General features: G+C 66.8%; 7 protein-coding genes and 1 pseudogene. 7 read left to right on the forward strand and 1 reads right to left on the reverse strand.

The window, feature by feature from the left end; genetic code table 11:
- Nucleotides 1-43: 43 nt before the first annotated feature.
- A complete protein-coding gene (locus EN738_RS07060; protein WP_127283076.1) occupies nt 44-2449 on the reverse strand; it encodes a glucan 1,4-alpha-glucosidase in 2406 nt (801 codons plus the stop codon).
- A 226-nt stretch (nt 2450-2675) separates the two neighbouring features.
- Here EN738_RS07060 and EN738_RS07065 point away from each other — a divergent pair, with 226 nt between their 5' ends.
- From EN738_RS07065 to EN738_RS07095, 7 genes and pseudogenes are all read left to right on the forward strand, one after another.
- On the forward strand, nt 2676-3941 hold the full coding sequence (locus EN738_RS07065; protein WP_127283077.1) for a histidine kinase: 1266 nt from the start codon (nt 2676-2678) through the stop codon (nt 3939-3941).
- A complete protein-coding gene (locus EN738_RS07070; protein ID WP_127283078.1) occupies nt 3941-4681 on the forward strand; it encodes a response regulator transcription factor in 741 nt (246 codons plus the stop codon). Before EN738_RS07065 ends, EN738_RS07070 begins: the two co-directional genes overlap by 1 nt.
- A gap of 126 nt (nt 4682-4807) precedes the next feature.
- Nucleotides 4808-5002, forward strand: a complete 195-nt coding sequence (locus EN738_RS07075; RefSeq protein ID WP_127283079.1) for a 4-oxalocrotonate tautomerase family protein — start codon at nt 4808-4810, stop codon at nt 5000-5002.
- Nucleotides 5002-5889 (forward strand): SMP-30/gluconolactonase/LRE family protein, encoded by an 888-nt coding sequence (locus EN738_RS07080; RefSeq protein WP_127283080.1) that lies wholly within the window; start codon nt 5002-5004, stop codon nt 5887-5889. The genes EN738_RS07075 and EN738_RS07080 overlap by 1 nt, the downstream gene beginning before the upstream one ends.
- Nucleotides 5890-5984: 95 nt before the next feature.
- Nucleotides 5985-6998 carry an ABC transporter substrate-binding protein gene (locus tag EN738_RS07085; protein ID WP_127283081.1) on the forward strand — a complete coding sequence of 338 codons (1014 nt, stop codon included), beginning with the start codon at nt 5985-5987 and terminating at the stop codon, nt 6996-6998.
- A 44-nt stretch (nt 6999-7042) separates the two neighbouring features.
- A complete protein-coding gene (locus tag EN738_RS07090) occupies nt 7043-8554 on the forward strand; it encodes a sugar ABC transporter ATP-binding protein (protein WP_245494405.1) in 1512 nt (503 codons plus the stop codon).
- A 1-nt stretch (nt 8555) separates the two neighbouring features.
- A pseudogene (locus EN738_RS07095) lies at nt 8556-8846 on the forward strand (ABC transporter permease); the annotation flags it as partial.

Genomic DNA, 8846 nt, shown 5'->3' on the forward strand with positions numbered 1-8846 from the left:
TCGATCATGATCTTTTCCGAAAACCGGTATCCACTTTTCGGGATCATGACTGGGCATCGACGCCGACGGTGAAGTCAACATTCTCCCAACGGCCGGTGTCGGGCCAGAAAAAAGTGAAGACGATCGTGCTTCCCTGCGGCAGGCGGTCAACGGGCAGATCCACCAGATGGACGCCGAAGGCGTTCTCGGCGGTCCTGTCGTCGCGCACCGTCAGCCACTTGTCGCTGCTCCAGTGCACCACGCCTTTGGCCGCAAGCTCGACGCGCAGCATCTTGCCGGCGGGGATGGCGCGGATCTTGTTGTTGAAGCGCCATATCCTCGTTGGCGAGGTGGTCCTTGCCTTGATGTAGCGCTCGACGCCTTGCGGCGGCAGGTCGAACACGGCGCCGTCACGGAGCGAACGCAACAGCTTGATATGCTCGGCATGCGCCCAGACCAGCGGCATGGCGCTGCCCGAGGGGGCGCCGAGGCGCAACTCGCGCTGCGGCAGGTCAGGGCCGTCCCAGACCTGCTCCGGCAGCAGGCCGCCGACCCCGGCGGACGCCTCGAGCGTCGCAAGCAGGCTTTCCGCTCTGTCCCTGTGGCCCGCCGCGAGCTCGTAGTGGGCGCGCTCGCCCGCCAGCAAGGGCCATGCGCGGCCCTGACCGGTGCCGTCGAAGGGTGAGCCGTCCTCGTGCTCGCCATAGCCGTCGCCGGAGTAGCGGTACCAGAGCGATCCCTGCGGCAGGTCGCGGTGCAGCCTGGCGTCGATGACCTTCAAAGTGTCGAGGATGCGCGGATCATCCGCGGCCCTGAGCCCAAAGCGCACCAGCGCCAGCGCATCCGGGCTGATGATGGCCTCGGCCGGCCTGTCGGTGTCGGCCGGCGGCCGGTTCTTGATCGGCACATAGCCGTCCTTCGGCGATGCGGCATCCGACGCATCCGGCGGGGCGATGCGGACATAGTAGCCGTTGACGCCCACTTCGGCGCATAGCGGCGTACCCGCGACATAGGTCCAGCGCTCGATCTGGTCGTTCCAGCAATCGGCGGTCTCGCGCAGATAGTTTGCCGGCTCTGGTTTTCCCATGATGTCGAGCATGTCGGCGGCCGCCAGCAGGGCGGCGATCTCGACGGCCAGCGTGAACGGGCTGTAGCCGGCATCCTCTTCCCAGCGGTCCTCGCCGGTGACCGGCCCGTTGCGGACCACGTAGGACGCGGCACTTTCGATCATCGGCAGGAAGTCGGCGAGCTTGGCGCGCGGCAGATGGCCGGCACGGCGCAGGGCGTCGGCGAGCAGAAGCGGAAAGGCGCATTCGTCCATCTGGATGCCCGGCCAATAGGCGGTACCGTCGGACCAGGCGTTTTGCGGCCAATGGCCGTCCGGCTGCTGGATCGAGCGCAGATAGGTCAGGATCTGCAGCGCCTGCTTGCCGTCGCCGGCGGCGAGGAAGCCGCCTGCCGTCTCGACCAGATCGCGCGGCCAGATAAGGTGATAGCCGCCGAGATCGTCGTCGCCCTTGTTGAAGCCCCAGGGGATCGACAGGCTGGCGACGGCGGCTCCCGGCCTGGCGATCGACAGATGCGAGGCCAGCACCGCCGTGCTGGCGCGGTAGGTGTTCAATCCCGTCACTGACTGCCGGTCGAGCTTCAGCAGCCCGGCCTGCCATTCGCGCCAGTTTTCGACGTAGGTCCTGGCAGCGGCATCGAAGCCCTGCTCCAGGCTGGCCGAAGCCATCTCGGCTGCCTCTTCCGGCGAGCTGCCGAAACCGAGCGCCAGCAGGGCCGTGCCGTTGCCGGCGGAAAAGCCGATCTCGCCGGTCAGCGCGACATTGCCGTCCTCGGCCCGCTGGCAGGCCGGATCGAGCGCGCCGCCATGCGCGAGCTGCTGCCAACCGTCGGAAAAGCCGACATAGCCGGCCGAGCAGTCGCCCCAGGGCAGCGACGAGGCGAGCGCGATGCAGACGCCGCGTCCCGACGCGAACAGCGCAGGCCTGCCGTGGTGCTCGCCGACCCAAGCGGTGTTGCCCATGCCGGCATTGACGAGATGCGGCGCCAGAAGTGCGTAGACTCGGTAGTCGGCAGGCCGGCCCTTGAGTGCCGTAAAGGTGATCTCCTGCAGCAGGACGGGGCGTTTCGGGTTCGTAATGATCCTTTTTTCGATCGTGTATGACCCGTCCCTCGCGGTGTTGGTCAGCCTGTAGCCCGGCACGCCGTCCTCGAAAGGCACGACAGCATGCACGGCATCGCGCTTCTCTTCCGAAAAAGCGCCGGCGGGGCCGGTGACGATCAGCCCCATATCGCGCGTGCAGGCCTTGTCGAGGCGCGGATAGTAGATTTCGTTGAGGATGCCGTGGCTGATCGTGAACCAGACCCGGCTGGCCTCAGAAAGCGCCGTGCCGACGCCGCTCTTGGCGCTTGACGTCCAGCGCGCCGGTATTCCCGGGGCGCCCTGAGCAACGGTCGCTGCCATGCATCATCTCTCCTGCCGTCGTTCCTAAACCAGGAGCAGAAGGCTTTTCAATCGTCGCAGCTGAAGTTGATCGCCGGTCGCAAGAGAGGCGTCGTTGACAGCGGCAGCGGCAAGCGTTCACTATTTCAGCGCAGGGAGGACTGCAGGCAAACCCGGTATCGGCCGCGCTGGCGAACGAGGCGTCGTGGCGTGTCGCTTGGTTAGCCGAGATGGCAAGGGAGGAGACATGTCGGACGTATCTCCCCAGCTGATCGACAGGCTGCTCGCCATTTCGCGGGCGCTGGCAGGCCATATCGATCCGGGCTCCGCATTCCGGGCAACGGCGATCGAGATCGGCACGCTCATCCCGCACGATCATATCGACCTGGCGGTGCTGTCGCAGGACGGACGCATGCATGCCTGCTACGAGGCGGGCTTCCACACCAGCTGGAGCGAGCTGGCGCAGCATCCGGTGGAAGGCAGCCCGATCCGCTACGTGCTGTGGGGCAAGACGCCCTACCTGTTGTCGGACAACGCGCTTGTCGACGACCGCTTCCACTTTGCCGGCGCCTTCGATGGGCCGATTTTCGCCGCCAAGCTGCGCAGCCGCATCATCGTGCCGCTGAGGGCGCGCGGCAGCGTCATCGGCGCGCTCAACATCAGCCGCCACGAGATCGGCTGCTACACGCTGGCCGACGTCGCGGTCGCCCAGCAGTGCGCCGATCTGATCGCGCCCTATATTTTCGCGCTGATCCAGACCGAGGAGGCGCGGCGCGCCATGCTTGCCGAAAGCGAGACGCGCAACCGGGCGGAGCTGCTCAGGGTCGGCGCCTCGCAACTGACGGAAGGCATGGAGCGCGAGCGCCGCCGCATGGCGATGGACCTGCACGACCAGACGCTTGGCGACCTTGCCCGCATCGCGCGCCAGGTCTCGGCCTTCCGCAGCCGGGGCATGGCGCGAACGGCGCAGCTCGCCGACCTCGAGCAGGAGATCGCCGGCTGCCTGGCGGAGCTGCGCCACATCGTCGACGACATGCGGCCGAGCGTGCTCGAGCTGTTCGGCCTGCGCGACGCCGTCGAAGCGCATCTGAACCGCAGCGTCGCGCGGGCGAAACCGCCGATCGCGGTGCGCATCGCCGACACCAGCGACGGCAGCGCCGACAGCCTGTCGGAGACGATGCGCACGGCGCTCTACCGGATCGTCCAGGAAGCGATCAACAATGCCGTGCGGCACGCAGCGCCCGGCCGCATCGAGGTGCTGCTGACGTCGACCGACAGCGTGTTCAGTGTCGTCGTCACCGATGACGGCCATGGCTGCGGCACGATCGACCCGGCGGCGCAGGGCGGCATCGGCCACATGCACACGCGGGCAGCGCTCGTCGGCGCGAGGCTGCGCTTCGAGCCGGCCGGCCGCAAGGGCGGCACCAGGGTTCTGATCGAGATCGATCGCGCGCCAGCGGACGGCAAGCCGGCCACGGCTGGCGAGCAGCAGGCGGTATCGGAGGTGGCGTAGTGCTGATCATGATTGCCGAGAATGACGGGCTGCATCGCACCTTCGCGCGCCGGACGGTGGAACAGCTGTGGCCGGGCGATGTCGAGGTGATCGAGGCCGGCGACGGCGAGGATGCCATCAACCTGGCGGCCGAGCGCGAGCCGCCGCATGTCGTGCTCGACCTGCAACTGCCCAAGGCGACGGGCATCGAGGTGGCGCGCGCGATCTGGAGCCGACGCGCCGGCACGCACATCCTGTTCTGGTCGAACTTCGCCGACGAGGCCTATGTGCGGGGCGTGGCGCGCATCGTGCCGCCCGGCTCGGTCTATGGCTATGTGCTGAAATCGGCGACCGAGGAAGGCATGCGCTCGGCGCTGCGCGGCGTCTTCCGCGAAGGTCACTGCATCATCGACCGCGAGATCCGTGGTATCCAGCACCGCGTCCAGGACCGCTTCGAGGGCATCACCGACGGCGAGTATGAGAGCCTGATTGACATCGCCTTGGGCCTGACCGACAGGGCGATCGCGGCGCGCCGCGGCCTGTCGATCCGCGGCGCCCAAAGCCGCATCAAGCATGTCTACGACAAGCTGGGCATCGTGCCGCCGGAGGAGGGCGCCGGAGAGGCTTCGGTCTTCAACTCGCGCACGCGGGCGATCTACCTCGCCTTGGCGCGGGGCCTGGTCAACATCGATGCGCTGCGCCGCGAGCAGGACAGGCTCGACGCCTGGCTGGCACAGGCGGCGCCGCTGCAGGATCAATGATCCTTGTCACCGGCTTGCAACCGACTGTGCAAAACCACAGTCGGCGCTGCGCGTTGACCCGTATCGCCCGGCCCGGGGCCTGACTAGGCTCGCTCCCCACAACAAGAAAATGCCCGGGAGGCGCCGATGCCGTTCGTCAACATACGGATACTCGAGGGCCATTCGCAAAAGCGCAAGGACGAGATCTCGCGCCGCGTCACCGAAGCCATCAGCGAGGTCGCCGAACTGCCCAAGGAGGCGATCTGGGTGGTGTTCGAGGACGTGGCCGGCAGCGACTGGTTCGTCGGCGGCGCGGCTGTCCGCAAGCCGAAGGACCAGTGATGTCGATTTCGGCGCGGGCCCGCCATTCCGGCTTCGACGACGTTGTCGGCAACGCGTCGATGGAACAGCTGGCCACGGGCTACTCCTTCATCGAAGGGCCGGTGTGGCATCCTTACGAGAAGTGGCTGGTGTTTTCCGATATTCCCGAAAGCCGCATGTACAGGCGCAGCCCATCGGGCGAGATCGAGTTGTTCCGGGAGCCAAGCCATAAAGCCAATGGCAACACGCTCGACCGCCGCGGGCGGCTGGTCACTTGCGAACACGCGACGAGCCGCATCACTCGCGCCGAGCCGGACGGAACCGTGACCGTGCTCGCCACCCATTACGGCGACAAGGAGCTGAACAGCCCGAACGACGTCGTCGTCGCCACCGGCGGCGCCATCTACTTCACCGACCCGGGCTTTGGCCGGGTGGAATTCTACGGCGTGCCGCGACAGCAGGAGCTTTCGTTCCAGGGCGTCTATCGGATCGACGGCGACGGCGCCCTCACCTTGCTTGCCGACGATTTCGCGCAGCCCAACGGGCTCTGCTTCTCGCTCGACGAATCGCGCCTGTTCATCAACGACACCGAGCGCGGGCATATCAGGGTGTTCCGTGTCGAGACCAATGGCGACCTCAATGGCGGCGCGGTCTGGGCGGTGATCGAAGGCACGGAGCCGGGATCGACCGACGGCATGAAGATCGACAGCCGCGGCAATCTCTATTGCACCGGCCCGGGCGGCATCCACGTCTTCGATGCCTCCGGCGAGCTTCTCGGCGTCATCGCGACGCCGGAAGACTGTGCCAATTTCACCTTCGGCGACGAGGATCTGAGGAGCCTCTACATCGCCGCGTCGACGTCGCTCTACCGGCTCAGAGTCCGCGTGCCGGGGCTGAGGCTGTTTTGAGCGCGGGATCGTCCGGGCTCAAATCGGATTGGAAGTGAGGCCGGCCTCAAAAGCCGGCTGGAGTGCAGCAGTCAACACATCTGGGAGGATACGACATGAAGAAACTACTCGTCCTGAGCGCTCTGGCGGCGATGCTCGCCTCGGGCACCGCGCTTGCCGATACCAGCGGCAAGAAGATCGCCTTCTCCAACAACTACGCCGGCAACTCGTGGCGCCAGGCGATGCTGGACAGCTACGGCATCGTCACCAAGAAGGCGGTCGAGGACAAGGTGGTCGCGGCCGCCGACGTCTTCACCACCGCCGACAAGGAAGTGCCGACCCAGGCCGCCCAGGTGCAGAACCTGATCCTGCAGGGCTATGACGCCATCGTCATCAACGCCGCCTCGCCGGATGCGCTCAACGGCGCCATCAAGCAGGCCTGCGATGCCGGCATCGTCGTCGTCTCCTTCGACGGCACCGTCACCGAGCCCTGCGCCTACCGGGTCGTCGTCGACTTCAAGGACATGGGCAAGCAGGAAGTCGAACAGATGGCCAAGTTCCAGCCGAAGGGCGGCAATCTGCTGGAGATCCGCGGGCTGGCCGGCACCTCGATCGACGACGCCATCCATGCCGGCATCCTCGAAGGCGTCGCCGCCCATCCCGAGTTCAAGATCGTCGGCTCGGTGACCGGCGACTGGGACCAGACCACGGCGCAGAAGGCGGTGGCGACCATCCTGCCTTCGCTGCCAGATGTCGTCGGCATCGTCGACCAGGGCGGTGACGGCTACGGCGCCGCGCAGGCCTTCGCCGCCGCCGGCAAGCCGCGCCCGACCATCATCATGGGCAATCGCCAGGACGAGCTGAAGTGGTGGAAGGAGCAGAAGGAAAAGGACGGCTACCAGACATGGTCGGCGTCGATCGCGCCGGGCGTCTCGACGCTGGCCTTCTGGGTGGCGCAGCAGGTGCTCGACGGCCGCACCGACATTCCGCACGACCTTCTTGTGCCGTATCTCGCCTTCACCCAGGACGATTTCGAAGCCGCCCTGCCGAAGATCAAGGAAGGCGGCGTCGCCACGCACGAATATACGCAGGAAGACGCCATCGGGGCCATCAAAGCCAACATCAAGTGATGGCTACTGTTGCCGCCGGCATCGCCAACCGGATATCGTTGAGCATGCCCAAGGCAAACACCGACACCAGGCTGGACGGCGCCGCGAAGCATTTCGGCGCCGCCAATATCGACATCATCAGGCTGGACGGTGCCGAAAAGCATTTCGGCGCCGTCCGGGCGCTTGGCGGCGTCGACTTCCATGTCGGCGCCGGCGAATGCGTCGGCCTCGTCGGCCATAACGGCGCCGGCAAGTCGACGCTGATGCATATGGTGGCAGGCACGCTTGTCCCCGACAGCGGCGCGATCACGGTGCGCGGCAGCGCCGAGCGGGACTATTCGGTGCCGCGGGCGCTTGAGCTCGGCATACGCTGCGTGTTCCAGGAGCTGTCGCTCTGCCCGAACCTCAGCGTCGCCGAGAACACGCGCATCAACCATCCTTCGCTCACCGGTTTCGGCTGGCGCCGCAAGGCCGCCGAGCTGATCGCCGCCAAGCTGGACGAAATCTTCCCCGACCATGGCATCTCCGCTTCCGACATCGCCGGCGACCTGTCGATCGGCTGGCGGCAGATGGTGGAAGTGGCGCGCGCCTTCACGCTGACCGAGGATCCGCTGGCACTGGTCATCCTCGACGAGCCGACCTCGTCGCTCGACGCGCACACGGCCGGCCAGCTGCTGGCCTTCGTGCGCCGCTTCGTCGCTTCCGGCGGCAGCTGCATCCTGATCTCGCATGTGCTGGGCGAGGTACTGCAGAACGCCGACCGCATCGTGGTGATGCGCGACGGCAAGGTCGTCGCCGCCGACGCCGCAAGCGCCTTCGACCGCGACCGGCTGGTCGCCACCATGGGCGGCGCCGAGGGACATCAGAGAACGGCCGCGGAGACAAGGAAGGCCGAAGCCGGGCCGCTGCGGGTCAAGGCGCGTCCGGCGCGGCAGCAGGACGGCAAGGAGCTCGTCGCCCGCGCCGGCGAGATCATCGGGCTCGCCGGGCTCGCGGGCCACGGGCAGACCGATCTGCTGCTGGCGATCTTTGCCGCTGCCCAGCGCGCCAGGACCGGCATCGAGGTGACCGCACCGGTGGCGCTGGTGGCAGGCGACCGTCAGTCGGACGGCATCTTCCCGCAGTGGTCGATCGCTGAGAATATCGGCATCCGCTCGCTGGCGCGGCTGCGCAGCGGGTTGCTGATCTCGCCGCAACGCGAGGCCGAGCTTGCCGACTTCTGGAAGAACAAGATCGGCATCCGCACGCCGGACATGAACAACAACATCTACTCGCTGTCCGGGGGCAACCAGCAGAAGGCGCTGTTTGCGCGCGCGCTGGGCTCGGATGCCGGCATCGTGCTGATGGACGATCCGATGCGCGGCGTCGACATCGGCACCAAGCTCGAAGTCTACGACCTGGTGCGCGAGGAGGCTGGCCGAGGCCGCACCTTCCTCTGGTACACAACCGAAACCGAAGAGCTCGACAATTGCGACCACGTCTATGTCTTCAAGAACGGCCGCATCGTCGCCAATCTCGGACGCGACGAGCTGACCGAGGAAAAGATCATCCAGTCCTCGTTCGGCGACGCGGCCTGAGATGACGGCGGCCTCGCTCGAAACCAGATTGAAGGCGTCGCCGGCTGGCGGCGGCGCGGCGCGGGCGCGCATGCTGCGCAGCCTGCTGCCGGCGCTGTCGCTGGCGCTGGTGCTTTTGGCGATCGCCTGGCTCAACCCGCGCGCCATCTCCTATTTCGGCTTCACCCTGATGCTCAACCTGGCGATCCCGATCGCGCTGGCGACGATCGCGCAGATGTTCGTCATCGCCGGCAACGAGCTCGACCTCTCGATCGGCACCTTCGTCGGCTTCGTCGGCTGCGTCACCGCGACC

Source organism: Mesorhizobium sp. M4B.F.Ca.ET.017.02.2.1, assembly GCF_003998955.1.
Taxonomy (GTDB): domain Bacteria; phylum Pseudomonadota; class Alphaproteobacteria; order Rhizobiales; family Rhizobiaceae; genus Mesorhizobium; species Mesorhizobium abyssinicae.

What these genes read in the sequence shown, in the direction of transcription:
- EN738_RS07060 (WP_127283076.1), bottom strand. Translation starts at nt 2,449, where the DNA reads ATGGCAGCGACCGTTGCTCAGGGCGCCCCGGGAATACCGGCGCGCTGG.
- EN738_RS07065 (WP_127283077.1), top strand. Translation starts at nt 2,676, where the DNA reads ATGTCGGACGTATCTCCCCAGCTGATCGACAGGCTGCTCGCCATTTCG.
- EN738_RS07075 (WP_127283079.1), top strand. Translation starts at nt 4,808, where the DNA reads ATGCCGTTCGTCAACATACGGATACTCGAGGGCCATTCGCAAAAGCGC.
- EN738_RS07080 (WP_127283080.1), top strand. Translation starts at nt 5,002, where the DNA reads ATGTCGATTTCGGCGCGGGCCCGCCATTCCGGCTTCGACGACGTTGTC.
- EN738_RS07085 (WP_127283081.1), top strand. Translation starts at nt 5,985, where the DNA reads ATGAAGAAACTACTCGTCCTGAGCGCTCTGGCGGCGATGCTCGCCTCG.
- EN738_RS07090 (WP_245494405.1), top strand. Translation starts at nt 7,043, where the DNA reads ATGCCCAAGGCAAACACCGACACCAGGCTGGACGGCGCCGCGAAGCAT.